Annotated in this window: 16 protein-coding genes; 13 read left to right on the top strand and 3 right to left on the bottom strand. The window is 56.4% G+C overall.

Annotation, left to right across the window (positions count from 1 at the left end):
* The first annotated feature begins 35 nt into the window (after positions 1 to 35).
* The 8 genes from dapF to AC236I_RS24145 all read left to right on the top strand — a co-directional run bounded on the left by dapF (position 36) and on the right by AC236I_RS24145 (position 7,841).
* Positions 36 to 860 (top strand): diaminopimelate epimerase, encoded by an 825-nt coding sequence (dapF, locus tag AC236I_RS24180; protein ID WP_004869591.1) that lies wholly within the window; start codon positions 36 to 38, stop codon positions 858 to 860.
* A complete protein-coding gene (locus AC236I_RS24175) occupies positions 857 to 1,564 on the top strand; it encodes a DUF484 domain-containing protein (RefSeq protein ID WP_004869595.1) in 708 nt (235 codons plus the stop codon). The genes dapF and AC236I_RS24175 overlap by 4 nt, the downstream gene beginning before the upstream one ends.
* On the top strand, positions 1,561 to 2,463 hold the full coding sequence (gene xerC, locus AC236I_RS24170) for a tyrosine recombinase XerC (protein ID WP_004869598.1): 903 nt from the start codon (positions 1,561 to 1,563) through the stop codon (positions 2,461 to 2,463). Before AC236I_RS24175 ends, xerC begins: the two co-directional genes overlap by 4 nt.
* A complete protein-coding gene (gene yigB / locus AC236I_RS24165; protein WP_004869603.1) occupies positions 2,463 to 3,179 on the top strand; it encodes a 5-amino-6-(5-phospho-D-ribitylamino)uracil phosphatase YigB in 717 nt (238 codons plus the stop codon). The genes xerC and yigB overlap by 1 nt, the downstream gene beginning before the upstream one ends.
* 78 nt (positions 3,180 to 3,257) lie before the next feature.
* Positions 3,258 to 5,420 carry a DNA helicase II gene (gene uvrD, locus AC236I_RS24160; protein WP_004869607.1) on the top strand — a complete coding sequence of 721 codons (2,163 nt, stop codon included), beginning with the start codon at positions 3,258 to 3,260 and terminating at the stop codon, positions 5,418 to 5,420.
* 148 nt (positions 5,421 to 5,568) lie between these two features.
* Complete coding sequence (ysgD, locus tag AC236I_RS24155) at positions 5,569 to 5,625, top strand: YsgD/CorL family protein (RefSeq protein ID WP_350028775.1); 57 nt, start codon at positions 5,569 to 5,571, stop codon at positions 5,623 to 5,625.
* Positions 5,626 to 5,773: 148 nt separating this feature from the next.
* Positions 5,774 to 6,724, top strand: coding sequence for a magnesium/cobalt transporter CorA (gene corA / locus AC236I_RS24150; RefSeq protein ID WP_004869610.1), 951 nt, complete (start codon positions 5,774 to 5,776; stop codon positions 6,722 to 6,724).
* A gap of 214 nt (positions 6,725 to 6,938) precedes the next feature.
* Complete coding sequence (locus tag AC236I_RS24145) at positions 6,939 to 7,841, top strand: endonuclease/exonuclease/phosphatase family protein (RefSeq protein WP_004869612.1); 903 nt, start codon at positions 6,939 to 6,941, stop codon at positions 7,839 to 7,841.
* Between the two features lie 57 nt (positions 7,842 to 7,898).
* On the opposite strand, the gene rarD is transcribed toward AC236I_RS24145, so the two are convergent.
* Together rarD and yigI are read right to left on the bottom strand one after the other, a co-directional pair.
* Positions 7,899 to 8,792 (bottom strand): EamA family transporter RarD, encoded by an 894-nt coding sequence (gene rarD / locus AC236I_RS24140; protein WP_004869614.1) that lies wholly within the window; start codon positions 8,790 to 8,792, stop codon positions 7,899 to 7,901.
* 49 nt (positions 8,793 to 8,841) lie between these two features.
* Positions 8,842 to 9,306 carry an acyl-CoA thioesterase YigI gene (gene yigI, locus AC236I_RS24135; RefSeq protein WP_004869617.1) on the bottom strand — a complete coding sequence of 155 codons (465 nt, stop codon included), beginning with the start codon at positions 9,304 to 9,306 and terminating at the stop codon, positions 8,842 to 8,844.
* A gap of 155 nt (positions 9,307 to 9,461) precedes the next feature.
* Between yigI and pldA the strand changes: the two genes are divergently transcribed.
* From pldA to rhtC, 3 genes are all read left to right on the top strand, one after another.
* Positions 9,462 to 10,334, top strand: a complete 873-nt coding sequence (gene pldA, locus AC236I_RS24130) for a phospholipase A (RefSeq protein ID WP_004869621.1) — start codon at positions 9,462 to 9,464, stop codon at positions 10,332 to 10,334.
* A gap of 67 nt (positions 10,335 to 10,401) precedes the next feature.
* Positions 10,402 to 12,228 (top strand): ATP-dependent DNA helicase RecQ, encoded by a 1,827-nt coding sequence (gene recQ, locus AC236I_RS24125; RefSeq protein ID WP_004869624.1) that lies wholly within the window; start codon positions 10,402 to 10,404, stop codon positions 12,226 to 12,228.
* An 84-nt stretch (positions 12,229 to 12,312) separates the two neighbouring features.
* The gene (rhtC, locus tag AC236I_RS24120; RefSeq protein ID WP_015585398.1) at positions 12,313 to 12,933 is read left to right on the top strand and encodes a threonine export protein RhtC; all 621 of its coding nucleotides are present in this window, start codon (positions 12,313 to 12,315) and stop codon (positions 12,931 to 12,933) included.
* A 45-nt stretch (positions 12,934 to 12,978) separates the two neighbouring features.
* Here the strand turns inward: rhtC and rhtB are convergent, their stop codons facing one another.
* Positions 12,979 to 13,599 carry a homoserine/homoserine lactone efflux protein gene (gene rhtB / locus AC236I_RS24115; protein ID WP_004869632.1) on the bottom strand — a complete coding sequence of 207 codons (621 nt, stop codon included), beginning with the start codon at positions 13,597 to 13,599 and terminating at the stop codon, positions 12,979 to 12,981.
* Between the two features lie 109 nt (positions 13,600 to 13,708).
* Here rhtB and pldB point away from each other — a divergent pair, with 109 nt between their 5' ends.
* Together pldB and yigL are read left to right on the top strand one after the other, a co-directional pair.
* Entirely contained in the window at positions 13,709 to 14,731 is a 1,023-nt protein-coding gene (gene pldB, locus AC236I_RS24110) for a lysophospholipase L2 (protein WP_004869634.1), read from the top strand.
* 14 nt (positions 14,732 to 14,745) lie between these two features.
* Positions 14,746 to 15,546, top strand: coding sequence for a sugar/pyridoxal phosphate phosphatase YigL (gene yigL / locus AC236I_RS24105; RefSeq protein WP_004869637.1), 801 nt, complete (start codon positions 14,746 to 14,748; stop codon positions 15,544 to 15,546).
* Positions 15,547 to 15,628 lie beyond the last annotated feature (82 nt).

Raw genomic sequence — 15,628 nt, 5'->3', positions numbered from 1 at the left:
CGATAACGTTCTGTTCCGCGCGACTGGAGTAGATGATGCAGTTCTCTAAAATGCATGGCCTTGGCAACGACTTTATGGTCGTTGACGCGGTAACGCAGAATGTTTTTTTCTCACCGGAGCTGATTCGCCGCCTGGCGGATCGGCATCTGGGCGTCGGTTTCGATCAGCTGCTGGTTGTTGAGCCGCCTTACGATCCGGATCTGGATTTCCATTATCGTATCTTCAACGCCGACGGCAGCGAAGTGTCGCAGTGCGGTAACGGCGCGCGCTGCTTTGCCCGATTTGTCCGTCTGAAAGGCCTGACCAATAAACGTGACATCCGCGTGAGCACGGCGAACGGTCGTATGGTATTAAGCGTAACGGAAGACGATCTGGTGCGCGTCAACATGGGGGAGCCGAACTTCGAGCCCTCTCAGGTACCCTTCCGCGCCAACAAAGCGGAAAAGACCTATATTATGCGCGCCGCCGAGCAGACAGTATTGTGCGGCGTGGTCTCGATGGGGAACCCGCACTGCGTCATTCAGGTCGATAATGTGGAAACCGCCGCGGTGGAAACTCTCGGTCCGGTGATGGAAAGCCACGAACGCTTCCCGGAGCGCGCCAACATCGGTTTTATGCAGGTGGTCGAGCGCGATCGCATTCGTCTGCGAGTTTATGAGCGCGGCGCAGGTGAAACTCAGGCCTGCGGCAGCGGGGCCTGTGCGGCGGTAGCGGTTGGTATCCAACAGGGACTGCTGGCCGAAGAAGTACGCGTGGAATTGCCAGGCGGGCGTCTTGATATCGCCTGGAAAGGCCCGGGCCAACCGTTGTTTATGACTGGCCCGGCGGCACATGTCTACGACGGATTTATTCACTTATGAAACAAGTCGGGGAAGAACAGCAGGAAATCACCGGCGCGCTGAATGACCGCGCGGTGGTGGACTATCTGTTGCAACATCCTGAATTTTTTATTCGTAATGCTGCGCTGGTCGAGCACATGCGCGTTCCGCATCCGGTACGCGGCTCGATCTCGCTGGTGGAATGGCACATGGTGCGGGCACGTAACCATATCAACGTGCTGGAAGAGAACATGATGCTGCTGATGGAGCAGGCAACGGCGAATGAGAGCCTGTTCCAGCGTCTGCTGCATCTGCAGACGCGGCTGGCGGCGGCGGAAAGCCTTGATGAGATGCTGAACCGTTTTCATCGCTGGGCGCGCGAGATAGGGCTGGCGGGCGCGACGGTGCGTTTGTTTCCCGATAGCTGGCGGCTGGGCGCACCGTCAAAATTCACCCATCTGGCGCTAAGCCGGCAGGCATTTGAGCCGATCCGCATTCAGCGTCTTGGGCAGGCTCGTCATTATCTCGGGCCGCTGCACGGACCTGAACTGCTGGTGGTGCTGCCGGAAGCGAAAGCTATCGGCTCGGTGGCGATGTCGCTGCTGGGCGGCGATGACGCCCCTGGCGTGATGCTTTTCAGCAGTCGCGATGCCCAGCATTATCAACAAGGCCAGGGAACGCAGCTGCTGCAGGAAATTGCGTTAATGCTGCCGGGTCTGTTGGAGCGCTGGGTTGAACGCGCATGACCGACTCTCCCTTATTCACCGCCGTTGACCGCTTTCTACGCTACCTGGGCGTGGAGCGTCAGCTGAGCCCGATCACGCTACTGAACTACCGGCGTCAGCTTGATGCGCTGATGGCGCTCGCTGAACAGGCGGGGCTCAAAAGCTGGCAGCAGTGCGATGCCGCTCAGGTTCGTGGCCTGGCGGTCCGTAGCCGTAAACAGGGCCTGGGGCCGGCAAGTCTTGCGCTGCGGCTTTCCGCGTTGCGCAGTTTCTTTGACTGGCTGGTGGCGCAGGGCGAGCTGGCGGCGAACCCGGCGAAAGGTATCTCCGCCCCGAAAATTCCCCGTCACTTACCTAAAAATATTGATGTCGATGATGTCAACCGGCTGCTGGATATCGATCTTAACGATCCGCTGGCGGTACGCGATCGGGCGATGCTGGAGGTCATGTACGGCGCGGGTCTGCGTCTCTCCGAGCTGGTCAATCTTGATATTAAACACCTCGATCTGGAATCCGGGGAGGTGTGGGTGATGGGCAAAGGAAGCAAAGAACGCCGTCTGCCGATTGGGCGCAGCGCGGTGGCGTGGATCGAACACTGGCTCGATTTACGCGGTCTGTTTGGCACGGATGACGATGCGCTGTTTTTATCTAAACTCGGGAAACGTATTTCCGCGCGTAATGTGCAGAAGCGCTTTGCCGAGTGGGGCATTAAGCAGGGGCTGAATAGCCACGTGCATCCGCATAAACTGCGCCACTCCTTTGCCACCCATATGCTGGAGTCGAGCGGCGATCTGCGCGGCGTACAGGAGCTGCTGGGTCATGCCAATCTCTCGACGACTCAAATCTATACCCATCTTGATTTTCAACACCTTGCCTCGGTGTATGATGCGGCGCATCCGCGCGCCAAACGGGGGAAATAATGCGTTTTTACCGACCGCTGGGCCAAATTTCTGCACTGACGTTTGACCTGGACGATACCCTTTACGACAACCGCCCGGTCATCGACCGGACGCTGCACGAGTCGCTGGCCTTTGTGCGCAGCTACCATCCGTCACTGAGCCGGTTTGATGCGAACGAGCTGCAACAGCTGCGTCAGACGCTGCTCGAGACAGAACCGGAGATTTACCACGACGTGACCGAGTGGCGGCGACGCGCGCTGGTGCTGGGGATGACCAATGCCGGGCTCTCTCCCGGGCAGGCTGCCGCGGGCGCGGATGCGGCAATGGCGAATTTTGCCCACTGGCGGAGTTTGATCGATGTGCCGCAGGAAACTCACGATACGCTGGCTGCGCTGGCGGAGAAATGGCCGCTGGTGGCGGTGACCAACGGCAACGCGCAACCTGAACTCTTTGGTTTGAGCGACTATTTCCGTTTTGTTCTGCGTGCTGGTCCGGACGGGCGATCGAAACCCTTTGCCGATATGTATCATCTGGCGGCGGAGCGTCTTGATTTGCCGCTGGATCGGATACTTCACGTGGGGGATGATCTGACCACCGATGTGGCGGGCGCTATTCGCTGCGGCATGCAGGCCTGCTGGATCAAACCGCAGGGGGCTGATCTGATGCGTGCGACCGACAGCCGCCTGCTGCCGCACATTGAAATTTCACGGTTGGCATCTCTGACCTCGCTGATATAATCACCACTAGTTCTGTATATATTAACAGTATGCCCGGTAGACGATGCGTGGCCGGGCAGCTCATTTCCGGCGGTGCCAATGGACGTTTCTTACCTGCTCGACAGCCTCAATGATAAACAGCGTGAAGCCGTAGCCGCTTCACGCACCAATATGCTGGTTCTGGCGGGAGCGGGTAGCGGTAAGACGCGGGTTCTGGTACACCGTATTGCCTGGCTGCTGAGCGTGGAAAACTGCTCACCGTATTCGATTATGGCGGTAACCTTTACCAACAAAGCGGCAGCGGAGATGCGCCATCGTATTGGCCAGCTGATGGGGACAACCCAGGGCGGCATGTGGGTCGGGACATTCCACGGGCTGGCGCATCGCCTGCTGCGGGCCCACCATCTGGACGCTAACCTGCCGCAAGATTTTCAGATCCTCGATAGCGAAGACCAGCTGCGTCTGCTGAAGCGTCTGATTAAGGCGATGAACCTCGACGAGAAGCAGTGGCCGCCGCGTCAGGCGATGTGGTACATCAATAGCCAGAAAGATGAAGGGCTGCGCCCGCATCATATTCAGAGCTACGGCAACCCGGTGGAACAGACCTGGCAGAAAGTTTATCAGGCCTATCAGGAAGCCTGCGATCGCGCCGGTCTGGTGGACTTTGCTGAACTGCTGCTGCGCGCGCACGAGCTGTGGCTCAATAAACCGCATATTCTCCAGCACTACCGCGAACGCTTCACCAACATCCTCGTGGATGAGTTTCAGGATACCAACAACATCCAGTATGCCTGGATTCGCCTGCTGGCGGGCGATAGCGGCAAGGTGATGATTGTGGGGGATGATGACCAGTCGATCTACGGCTGGCGCGGCGCCCAGGTTGAGAATATTCAGCGCTTTCTCACCGATTTCCCCGGCGCGCAGACCATCCGCCTGGAGCAGAACTACCGCTCGACCAGCAACATCCTGAGCGCCGCTAACGCCCTGATTGAAAACAACAGCGGGCGTCTGGGCAAAAAGCTGTGGACCGACGGGGCCGACGGTGAGCCTATCTCCCTCTATTGCGCGTTTAACGATCTTGATGAAGCGCGCTTTGTCGTCAACCGCATCAAAACCTGGCAGGAGAACGGCGGGGCGCTTGAGCAGTGCGCCATTCTCTACCGCAGTAACGCCCAGTCGCGCGTGCTGGAAGAGGCGCTGCTGCAGGCCAGCATGCCGTACCGTATCTATGGCGGCATGCGCTTCTTCGAACGCCAGGAGATCAAAGATGCGCTCTCCTATCTGCGCCTGATCGCCAACCGTAACGACGATGCGGCGTTTGAGCGGGTGGTGAATACGCCCACTCGCGGTATCGGCGACCGCACGCTGGACGTGGTGCGCCAGACCTCGCGCGACCGTCAGCTCACGCTGTGGCAGGCTTGCCGCGAGCTGTTAAAAGATAAAGTCCTCGCCGGGCGCGCCGCCAGCGCGCTGCAACGCTTTATGGAGCTGATTGACGCCCTGGCGCAGGAGACGGCGGATATGCCTCTGCATGTGCAGACCGACCGGGTGATTAACGACTCCGGCCTGCGGACGATGTACGAGCAGGAAAAGGGCGAAAAAGGCCAGACGCGGATAGAAAACTTAGAAGAGCTGGTGACGGCAACGCGCCAGTTCAGCTACAACGATGAAGATGAGGATTTAATGCCGCTGCAGGCCTTCCTTTCTCACGCCGCGCTGGAAGCGGGTGAAGGGCAGGCGGATACCTGGCAGGATGCGGTGCAGCTGATGACGCTGCACTCGGCGAAAGGTCTGGAGTTCCCGCAGGTGTTTATCGTCGGCGTGGAAGAGGGGATGTTCCCGAGCCAGATGGCGCTGGATGAAGGTGGCCGACTGGAAGAGGAGCGTCGCCTGGCTTACGTCGGCGTGACGCGCGCGATGCAGAAACTGACTCTCACCTATGCGGAAACCCGCCGTCTGTACGGCAAAGAGGTTTACCATCGCCCGTCGCGCTTTATCGGCGAGCTGCCGGAGGCCTGTGTGGAAGAGGTACGCCTGCGCGCGACGGTGAGCCGTCCGGTCAGCCATCAGCGGATGGGGACGCCGATGGCGGAAAACGATACTGGCTACAAATTGGGACAGCGCGTACGCCATCCGAAGTTTGGCGAAGGCACCATCGTGAATCTGGAAGGCAGCGGCGAGCATAGCCGTTTGCAGGTCGCCTTCCAGGGGCAAGGTATTAAATGGTTAGTGGCGGCCTATGCCCGGCTGGAAACAGTGTAACAGTAAGAAAAATATCGTTTTTTTGTAATAATCTGCTAGCCTTATATGCTAAAGGGCAGGATTTGCTCTTTAGCGTTCCGTTGCGTGTTGACGCCGTTTTTGTGCTGGCGTAACATGCGCGCACGATTACGCTAAGAGGACATTCGCCTTGGACACACCCAGTAGATGCTGGCTCAACTTCCTGTCCGTCAGGAACAACTCCTAAGGCTATCCTCTTATGCTGATAGCCTTAGCGGTTGTCAGCGACCCGTCATACCCGTCGCTCTGAGTCAGGCTTAATGGTCTGAAACCCAAATTGTTTCTGTGTGCCCACCGAACTGTCCGATAATTTTTTTGCATTGGGAGTCCCGGTCATGCTGAGCGCATTTCAACTGGAAAATAATCGTTTAACACGCCTGGAAGCTGATGAGATCAAGCATCTCGCCAGTTCGGTGTGGGTCGATCTGGTCGAGCCCGACGACGAAGAACGAAGCCGCGTGCAGACGGAATTGGGTCAGAACCTGGCAACGCGCCCGGAACTGGAAGATATCGAAGCATCGGCGCGTTTCTTCGAAGATGAAGACGGTTTACACATTCACTCTTTTTTCTTTTTTGAAGATGCAGAGGATCACGCCGGTAACTCCACCGTGGCATTTACGATTCGTGAAGGGCGCCTGTTTACCCTGCGCGAACGTGAATTACCGGCATTTCGCCTCTATCGCATGCGCGTTCGCAACCAGCTAATGGTTGATGGCAACGCCTATGAACTGCTGCTGGATCTGTTCGAAACCAAAATCGAACAGCTGGCGGATGAAATCGAAAATATCTATAGCGACCTGGAAAAACTCAGCCGCGTGATCATGGAAGGTCGTCAGGGCGATGAGTACGACGACGCGCTCTCAACGCTTGCCGAGCAGGAAGATATCGGCTGGAAGGTCCGCCTGTGTCTGATGGATACCCAGCGCGCTCTGAACTTCCTGGTGCGCAAGGCGCGTTTACCTGCGGGGCAGCTGGAGCAGGCGCGCGAAATCCTGCGAGATATCGAATCCCTGCTGCCGCACAACGAATCGCTGTTCCAGAAGGTCAACTTCCTGATGCAAGCGGCGATGGGCTTTATCAACATCGAGCAGAACCGCATCATCAAGATCTTCTCGGTGGTTTCCGTGGTCTTCCTGCCGCCTACGCTGGTGGCTTCCAGCTACGGGATGAACTTCGAGTTTATGCCGGAGCTGCACTGGAGCTTTGGCTATCCCGGCGCGATTGTTTTTATGATGCTTGCCGGTCTGGCGCCGTATCTCTACTTCAAGCGTAAAAACTGGCTTTAAAACAATAAATTATATCAAAGCCGGCTCCCTTCTGGGGGGCCGGCTTTTTTTTGCCTTTATGGCTGCCATCGCGGTGGCCACCGGAAATATGCTTTTATTATCGCCGCCGCTTAATTCTCTGCGCACCAGAAGTGTGGGCCGTGTATCACAAAAAGGGGGTGGGATAATTGTTACCATCGCAATATTCCCGGTAAAAAAAAGGCGAAATTTTACAATGAAAAGTATCTTTACATTAACATTTTTGGCTCTTGCCTGCCTCTCTGTCAATGCACAAGCTGTTGAAAAACTTGCTGGTAATGAAATTCTCGCGGTTCAAAAAGGCGGCGTTGCGGATAAAGTCTATGCCGAGAATTATCCTCAGCTGAAGATTGCGACCTATAACATCGGCAAGAATGAAGCTTCCGATAACGTTGCGGATTTTACTTCACTCAATTTAGCGATTAAGAACATTGGCGCCGATATTATTGCGGTTCCGGAAGTCGATAATAAAACCGCCAGAAGCCAAAAAATCGATCAGCTCAAAACCATCGCGGACGCTAACGGCTACCACTATGCCTTCGGCAAAGCGCTGGAGTTCGACGGCGGAGAGTACGGTGTCGGTATTCTGTCTAAATATAAAATTGAGCACACTCAGGTTATTAAACTGCCGTCAGGGGATGCCGAGCAGCGAATAGCGCTATTGGCGCAAATCGCCGTTCCCGGCTTTGATAGCCCGGTGCTGGTGATGGTGACCCATCTCGACTGGCAAAAAGATCCGACGATGCGCATTGAGCAGGTCCGCCATCTTCTGGACGTGAGCATCGGCGATGCCCCATCGGACTTCAAAGATATCGCCTCATCAATCAAAATTCTCGCGGGTGATTTTAACTCCACGCACGATGAGCAGCCGCTAAAAGAGGTCGGTTATTTCTTTAACCCCGTGGCGAAGCAGGGGACGGATTACCGCACCTGGCCTGCGGTTAACCCGGCAATAGATATTGACCATATTTTCACCTTCAAAGGGCAAAAATGGAATGTGAAAAACATCGAGGTGCCGCACAACTCACCGGCCTTTAACTGGTCATCCGCCAGCGATCATTTACCCCTGATTGCCGAACTGGAGCTCACCGAGCAGTAAAATAACGCACCTGCCTCTACGCACGAGAGGCAGGTGCGTGATGTGGAGGTAGTGGCGTTATGCCCGACGCAGCCGGCGCTGGGTATACAGCGCATCGACGATAAACACCGCCAGCGCTACCCAGATAAAGGCGAAGGTCACCATCTTATCTGCCCCCGGCACTTCCCCGTAAAATACGACCGCCAGCAGGAACATCAGCGTCGGACCAATATACTGGAAGAATCCCAGCGTGGAGAGACGCAGGCGGGTGGCGGCCCCGGTAAAGCACAGCAGAGGAATCGTGGTGACAACGCCCGCCGCCATCAGCAGCAGGTTCAGCGACCACGGGTTCTCTCCCATATGGCTGGTTGGGCTGTCGGCGATGGCAAACAGGTATACGGCGGCGACCGGCAGGAGCCACAGGGTTTCAACTAACATTCCGGTTTGCGCATCCACGGCGATCTTTTTACGCAGCAGCCCGTAAAAGGCAAAGCTGAAGGCCAGCCCAAGGCCGATAACCGGCAGCGAACCAAAGGTCCACAGCTGTACCAGCACACCGCACACGGCCAGCAGCACCGCCAGCCACTGCATGCGGCGAAAACGCTCGCCGAGGAAAATCATCCCCAGCACAATATTCACCAGCGGGTTAATGAAGTAGCCGAGACTGGCCTCCAGCATGTGGTGGTTATTCACCGCCCAGATGAAGAGCAGCCAGTTACCGCCAATCAGCACCGCCGACAGCGCCAGCAGGAAAATCTTGCGCGGCATATGCAGCAGTTTTTTCACCTGTGGCCACTGGTGGCTGAGGCTGATTAACGCCAGCATAAAAAAGAATGACCAGATCACGCGATGCGTCAGGATTTCATCGGCGGGAACATAGTAGATAAGTTTGAAGTAGGCAGGTGCGATGCCCCAGATAAAATAGGCGGCAAGAGCCAGCATCACCCCCAGCCGCGTTTGTTTTGCATCCATCGGTAAAATCCGTTACGCCAAAACAACGATGTTACTTTATTTACCGCGATCAACCCACCATATACGTCGCCGTGGCGCTGGCGATATAGACCCGATCTTCGTTATGCAACTCCACGCGGGCGACCGCGACCTTATTCCCGGCACGCAACAGGCTGCTGGTGGCGGTAAAGTGCTCGCCGCGCCCAGGGCGCAGATAATCAACGCGCAGATCGATGGTCCCCATCCGCGACAGCCGCTGGCGTAACTCTTCTTCATTAATGGTGTCATGCCGGGTCAGCGTACTGCCCACGCACACCAGCCCTGCGGCCACATCCAGCGCGGAGGCGATGACCCCGCCATGCAGAATACTTTGCGCCCAGTTGCCAACCATCATAGGCTGGTTTTTAAAGCTGAGCTGAGCAAACTCTTTTTCGTAACGCTCCAGCTTCAGTCCTAAGGCGCGATTAAAAGGCATGTGGTAGACAAAGATTTCTCCCACCAGCTTAAGGGCGGCTTCGGCTGTGAGTTCAGACATGACGATTGTATCCATTCGTTAATGAAATGTTGATTTTATGCTTCTAAAACGGTGATTTCCACTTTCAGAACGGATAACCGGGCGGGGAGCCCGTAAACAGGTAGAATGATGCCGGGTAAAACAGAAATAATAATCACTCATTCAGGAGAACAGTAATGCGTATCTCTTTGGCCTGGCTGTTAGCGCTGAGCGCGCTTCCGGCTGGCGTTTTGGCGCAGGATGCGCCGGTTAGTCATCCTGTTCATGATACCCCTGCGGTACGCGGTAGCATTATCGCTAACCTGTTGCAGGACCATGATAATCCTTTCTTGCTGTATCCCTACGAGAGCAACTACCTGCTCTATACGTGGAGTAGCGATATCAACAAGGAAGCGATCTCCAGCTATGACTGGGCGGAAAATGCCCGCAAGGACGAAGTGAAATTCCAGCTCAGTCTGGCGTTTCCGCTGTGGCGAGGGATCCTCGGCGAGAACTCGCTGCTCGGGGCTTCCTATACGCAGAAGTCCTGGTGGCAGCTCTCCAACAGCAAAGAGTCCGCGCCGTTTCGTGAAACCAACTATGAACCGCAGCTGTTCCTGGGTTTTGCGACGGATTACCAGCTTGCCGGCTGGACGTTGCGTGATGTCGAAATGGGTTACAACCACGATTCTAACGGCCGCTCGGATCCCACTTCCCGCAGCTGGAACCGCCTGTATGCCCGCCTGATGGCGCAAAATGGCAACTGGCTGGTGGAGGTGAAGCCCTGGTACGTTGTCGGGAGCACCAACGATAATCCGGATATCACGAAATATATGGGCTATTACCGCCTGAAGGTTGGTTATCAACTCGGTGACGCTATCCTGAGCGCCCAGGGGCAATATAACTGGAACAGCGGTTATGGCGGCGCAGAGCTCGGCGTCAGCTATCCGATCACCCGCCACGTGCGTTTCTACACCCAGGTCTACAGCGGTTATGGCGAGTCGCTCATTGATTATAACTTTAACCAGACCCGGGTTGGCGTCGGTGTGACGCTCAACGATCTGTTTTAATCGTTGCACTCTGGCTCACTGGCGCTGAAAATAGCGCCTGTTTTCTTTTCAGGCAGACGGGGTCAACGTGGCGCAGGCGGAAGTATTGAATCAAACATTGCTGGCAAAGCAGGTTTTACAGGAAACCTTCGGCTACCAGCAGTTTCGCCCAGGCCAGGAAACCATTATCGATACGGCGCTGGGCGGGCGTGACTGCCTGGTCGTAATGCCCACCGGCGGCGGCAAATCGCTGTGCTATCAGGTGCCCGCGCTGGTGCTGGGCGGCCTGACGGTGGTGGTATCGCCGCTGATCTCGCTGATGAAAGATCAGGTCGACCAGCTGCTGGCGAACGGCGTGGCCGCTGCCTGTCTTAACTCGACCCAGAGCCGCGAACAGCAGCAGGAAGTCATGGCCGGCTGTCGCAGTGGGCAGATTCGCCTGCTGTATATCGCCCCCGAACGCTTGATGCTGGATAACTTCCTTGAGCATCTCAGCCACTGGAACCTGGCAATGGTGGCGGTGGATGAAGCGCACTGTATTTCCCAGTGGGGACATGATTTCCGGCCGGAATATGCTGCCCTGGGCCAGCTGCGCCAGCGCGTGCCGCAGATCCCGTTTATGGCGCTCACCGCCACCGCCGATGACACCACCCGCCGCGATATCGTTCGCCTGCTGGGGTTGAATGACCCGCTGATTCAGGTCAGCAGCTTCGACCGCCCGAACATCCGCTACATGCTGATGGAGAAGTTTAAACCGCTCGATCAGCTGATGCGCTACGTGCAGGACCAGCGCGGCAAATCGGGCATTATCTACTGCAACAGCCGTTCGAAAGTGGAAGATACCGCCGCTCGACTGCAAAGCCGTGGAATCAGCGCGGCCGCCTACCATGCCGGGCTGGAGAACGACGTTCGTGCGGATGTGCAGGAGAAATTTCAGCGCGACGATCTGCAAATCGTGGTGGCCACGGTAGCTTTCGGCATGGGGATCAATAAACCCAACGTCCGCTTCGTGGTGCACTTCGACATTCCCCGTAATATTGAATCCTACTATCAGGAAACCGGTCGCGCCGGTCGCGATGGCCTGCCGGCGGAAGCGATGCTGTTTTACGATCCGGCCGATATGGCGTGGTTGCGTCGCTGTCTGGAGGAGAAACCCGCCGGGCCGCTGCAGGATATTGAACGCCATAAACTGAACGCGATGGGCGCTTTTGCCGAAGCGCAAACCTGCCGCCGTCTGGTACTCCTCAACTATTTTGGCGAAGGGCGCCAGGAAGCATGCGGCAACTGCGATATCTGCCTCGATCCGCCGAAGCAGTACGACGGATTAATGGATGCGCGTAAGGCGCTCTCGACTATTTACCGCGTGAATCAGCGCTTTGGCATGGGCTATGTGGTGGAGGTGCTGCGCGGGGCGAATAATCAGCGTATCCGCGAAATGGCGCATGACAAGCTGCCGGTATACGGCATCGGTCGCGAACAGAGCCATGAACACTGGGTGAGCGTGATTCGTCAGCTGATTCATCTTGGCCTGGTCACGCAAAACATCGCCCAGCATTCGGCGCTGCAGCTGACCGAAGCCGCGCGTCCCGTGCTGCGTGGCGAGGTTCCGCTGCAGCTCGCCGTTCCGCGTATCGTGGCGCTGAAGCCGAAGGCGATGCAAAAATCCTTCGGCGGCAATTACGACCGCAAGCTGTTCGCCAAGCTGCGCAAACTGCGTAAAGCGATTGCCGATGAAGAAAATATCCCGCCGTACGTTGTATTTAACGATGCGACGTTGATCGAAATGGCGGAGCAGTCGCCGATAACCGCCGGCGAGATGCTGAGCGTGAACGGCGTGGGAACGCGAAAACTGGAGCGTTTCGGGAAAGAGTTTATGGCGCTGATCCGCGCGCACATTGATGGTGAAGATGAGTAGTCAGCCGGACGAAAAAGTGTCAGGATAGTTTCGGTCTTCACTATATTCCTGCGATCCAAATTGCCGATAGATTAGGGTTCAATCATGCTGATGCTTTTCCTCACCGTCGCGCTGGTGCATATCATTGCGCTGATGAGTCCAGGTCCGGACTTTTTCTTTGTTTCTCAGACCGCCGTTAGCCGTTCTCGTAAAGAGGCATTGATGGGCGTGCTGGGGATTACCTGTGGCGTCATGGTCTGGGCGGGCGTCGCGCTGCTTGGCCTGCACCTGATTATCGAAAAAATGGCCTGGCTGCACACCATTATTATGGTCGGCGGCGGCTTATACTTGTGCTGGATGGGCTATCAGATGCTGCGCGGTGCGCTGAAGAAAAGCGATGCGCCGGCGCCGGAGCCGCAGGTCGAGCTGGCCCGCAGTGGCCGTAGCTTCCTGAAAGGGCTGCTGACCAACCTCGCTAACCCGAAGGCGATTATCTATTTTGGTTCCGTCTTCTCACTCTTTGTCGGCGATAACGTCGGCACGGGCGAGCGCTGGGGGATTTTCCTGCTGATCGTTCTGGAAACGCTGGCCTGGTTTACCGTCGTGGCCAGCCTGTTTGCCTTACCGGCTATGCGTCGTGGTTACCAGCGGATGGCAAAATGGATCGACGGCATTGCCGGAACGCTGTTCGCCGGTTTCGGTATTCATCTGATCATTTCGCGCTAAGCGCTGGTTTTCCCGGTTTGCTGAAGGCAAACCGGGGTTCTCGCCTCAGGCATGGCGTGCGGAAGCCAACAGCGCGCCCACCAGCATAAACAACGATCCGAAGACTTTGTTCAACGCCTTCATCTGTTTCGGTCCTTTAATCCATGCCGCAATACGCTGCGCCAGCGTCGCGTAGCCAATCATCACGATGATATCCACCGCAATCGTGGTAACGCCGAGAACCAGATACTGCATGACCTGCGGCTGATGCGGCACGATAAACTGCGGGAACAGGGCCGCCAGAAAGACAATGCTTTTCGGGTTGGTCAGGTTGACGAAAACCGCGCGCTGGAACAGTTTTCCACGCGTTTGCGCCTTTGCCAGGGTATTGAGATTGAGCGATCCCGCCGCGCGCCATTGCTGAATACCCAGCCAGATAAGATAAGCCGCCCCGGCCCACTTCAGCACCTCGAAGGCCAGCACCGAGCGGGAAAACAGCGTTCCCAGGCCGATACCAACAAGGACGATATGAATCGCCAGTCCGGTTTGTAATCCGGCAATCGAGGCGGCCGCGCCGCGGTAGCCGTGGTTGATCGAGGTCGTCATGGTATTAATGGCCCCGGAACCTGGCGACAGGCTGAGGATAATGGATGTCAGCAGATAGGCGAACCACCACTCGAACGTCATGAGAAACTCCCTGGTTGTCTGTTTTTATGCCACAATACGCTATTGCGTAAGCATTGTGTGATGCGCGCTAAAAAAACGATTTTCAGTGGTTAACAGGGGTGTAAGCCCGATGTTTCGGCAGCAAAAGGATTGGGATACACGAGAAAACGCGTTTGCGGCTTTTACGATGGGGCCACTTACCGATTTCTGGCATCAGCGGGAAGAGGCGGAATTCAGGGGCGTTGATGATGTCCCGGTCCGTTTTGTTCGCTTTTGCGCCAAAGAAAACGATCGGGTCGTGGTCATCTGTCCGGGGCGTATTGAAAGCTATGTGAAATACGCCGAGCTGGCTTACGATCTGTTCCACAGCGGTTTCGACGTGATGATTATCGACCATCGCGGCCAGGGGCGTTCCGGGCGAATATTGACCGACAGCCATCGCGGCCACGTGGTGCGCTTTAGCGATTATGTTGACGATCTGGCTGCGCTCTGGCAGCAGGAAGTTGCCCCCGGCCACTGGCGAAAAAGGTTTATCCTCGCCCATTCGATGGGGGGCGCCATTGCGACGCTGTTTTTGCAGCGTCACCAGCAGCATTGCGACGCTATTGCGCTGTGCGCGCCTATGTTCGGTATCGTCATGCGTTTCCCGGACTGGATGGTACGCCATATTCTCGATTGGGCTGAGGGCCATCAGCGCATTCGTGAAGAGTATGCGCTGGGTACCGGTCGCTGGCGGGCGCTGCCCTTTTCGGTCAACGTGCTGACGCACAGTCGCCAACGCTATCGTCGTAATCTGCGCTTCTATGCCGATGAACCACAGCTGCGCGTCGGCGGGCCAACCTACCACTGGGTGCGTGAGGGGATCCTCGCAGGTGAAGAGGCGCTGGCGGGCGTAGAGAAAGACACCACTCCCACATTGTTATTGCAGGCAGAAGAAGAACGCGTAGTCGATAACCGCATGCACGAACGCTACTGCGAACTCCGTGCCGCGGCAGGTCGGCCCTGCGAAGGTAATAAGCCGCTTGTTATAGAAGGGGCATACCATGAGATCCTTTTTGAAAAGGACGCCATGCGCTCAGTCGCGCTGAATGCCATCGTCGATTTTTTCAGTCGACACAATGAATCCGACGAAAACGCTCGTCGCCCTGCTTAGAGGTTAAAATTTTTATGTACCAGGTTGTTGCGTCTGACTTAGATGGCACGCTGCTTTCTCCCGATCACTACTTAACTCCCTACGCAAAAGAGACGCTGCAGCTGCTGACCGCGCGCGGGATCGATTTTGTCTTTGCCACCGGTCGTCATTACATCGATGTCGGTCAGATTCGCGATAATCTCGGCATCCGGTCCTACATGATCACCTCCAACGGCGCGCGCGTGCACGACGGCGAGGGGAAACAGATCTTTGCCCATAACCTTGACCGCGACATTGCGGCCGATCTGTTTGAAATGATGCGCAATGACCCGAAAGTGGTGACCAACGTCTACCGCGAAGATGAGTGGTATATGAACCGCCACCGCCCGGAAGAGATGCGTTTTTTCAAAGAGGCCGTCTTCAACTATCAGCTCTACGAAGCGGGCGAGCTTGATCCGCAGGGGATCAGCAAAGTGTTTTTCACCTGCGAGGATCATGAGCATCTGCTGCCGCTGGAACAGGCGATCAATGCCCGCTGGGGCGATCGCGTGAACGTCAGCTTCTCCACGCTGACCTGTCTGGAAGTGATGGCCGGTGGCGTGTCGAAGGGGCATGCGCTGGAAGCGGTCGCTAAAATGCTGGGCTATCGCCTGAAAGACTGCATCGCTTTTGGTGATGGCATGAACGACGCAGAAATGCTGTCGATGGCGGGAAAAGGCTGCATTATGCAGAATGCTCACCAGCGGCTGAAAGACCTGCATCCGGATCTGGAAGTGATCGGCAGCAACGCTGACGATGCGGTGCCGCACTATCTGCGTAAGCTCTATCTCGCCTGATAAAGATTGACGACTGTTTGTTTATTGCCCAGTCGTCAACCTGACTCTCCGCTACAATGAGTGCTCTTCTTCCTGAGAGACA

Source organism: Klebsiella sp. Sb-30, assembly GCF_057652795.1.
Note: the sequence above shows the minus strand (reverse complement) of the source record. Positions and strands in the feature narration are given on the sequence as shown.

Excerpts from the sequence above, each read along its gene's own strand:
- pldA (WP_004869621.1), top strand. The coding sequence starts at position 9,462 with ATGCGTATCTCTTTGGCCTGGCTGTTAGCGCTGAGCGCGCTTCCGGCT.
- pldB (WP_004869634.1), top strand. The coding sequence starts at position 13,709 with ATGTTTCGGCAGCAAAAGGATTGGGATACACGAGAAAACGCGTTTGCG.
- corA (WP_004869610.1), top strand. The coding sequence starts at position 5,774 with ATGCTGAGCGCATTTCAACTGGAAAATAATCGTTTAACACGCCTGGAA.
- xerC (WP_004869598.1), top strand. The coding sequence starts at position 1,561 with ATGACCGACTCTCCCTTATTCACCGCCGTTGACCGCTTTCTACGCTAC.
- dapF (WP_004869591.1), top strand. The coding sequence starts at position 36 with ATGCAGTTCTCTAAAATGCATGGCCTTGGCAACGACTTTATGGTCGTT.
- rarD (WP_004869614.1), bottom strand. The coding sequence starts at position 8,792 with ATGGATGCAAAACAAACGCGGCTGGGGGTGATGCTGGCTCTTGCCGCC.
- uvrD (WP_004869607.1), top strand. The coding sequence starts at position 3,258 with ATGGACGTTTCTTACCTGCTCGACAGCCTCAATGATAAACAGCGTGAA.
- AC236I_RS24175 (WP_004869595.1), top strand. The coding sequence starts at position 857 with ATGAAACAAGTCGGGGAAGAACAGCAGGAAATCACCGGCGCGCTGAAT.
- yigI (WP_004869617.1), bottom strand. The coding sequence starts at position 9,306 with ATGTCTGAACTCACAGCCGAAGCCGCCCTTAAGCTGGTGGGAGAAATC.
- yigL (WP_004869637.1), top strand. The coding sequence starts at position 14,746 with ATGTACCAGGTTGTTGCGTCTGACTTAGATGGCACGCTGCTTTCTCCC.
- AC236I_RS24145 (WP_004869612.1), top strand. The coding sequence starts at position 6,939 with ATGAAAAGTATCTTTACATTAACATTTTTGGCTCTTGCCTGCCTCTCT.
- rhtB (WP_004869632.1), bottom strand. The coding sequence starts at position 13,599 with ATGACGTTCGAGTGGTGGTTCGCCTATCTGCTGACATCCATTATCCTC.
- yigB (WP_004869603.1), top strand. The coding sequence starts at position 2,463 with ATGCGTTTTTACCGACCGCTGGGCCAAATTTCTGCACTGACGTTTGAC.
- rhtC (WP_015585398.1), top strand. The coding sequence starts at position 12,313 with ATGCTGATGCTTTTCCTCACCGTCGCGCTGGTGCATATCATTGCGCTG.